This window comes from Brevibacterium sp. SIMBA_078 (genome assembly GCF_046534565.1).
Taxonomy (GTDB): domain Bacteria; phylum Actinomycetota; class Actinomycetes; order Actinomycetales; family Brevibacteriaceae; genus Brevibacterium.
On sequence record NZ_JAWRYQ010000236.1, the window covers coordinates 1 to 270 of the forward strand.

General features: G+C 42.6%; 1 protein-coding gene. It reads right to left on the reverse strand.

What is annotated here, in order from left to right:
• A partial coding sequence (locus SB749_RS19555; protein WP_410711772.1) for an MBL fold metallo-hydrolase occupies window positions 1-270 on the reverse strand: 270 nt, incomplete at both ends.

Sequence of the window (270 nt, forward strand, 5' to 3'; positions counted from 1 at the left end):
TTAGCGACATCGGTATCTTCACCATGACCACTTAAAATTGTGGTACTCAATGGCAACGTCATTATATGGGCCTGTATTGAGCTAATAAGCTGCTTACTGTCTCCTTTTGGAAAATCAGTACGCCCGACTGAGCCTTTAAATATAACATCACCGACAATAACGGTGCTTTGCGTATTTTGATAAAATACAACGTGTCCAGGGGTGTGCCCTGGGCAATGTAGTACTTTAAATACAAGTTGGCCAACTTGTATGGTGTCACCATGTGCTAGC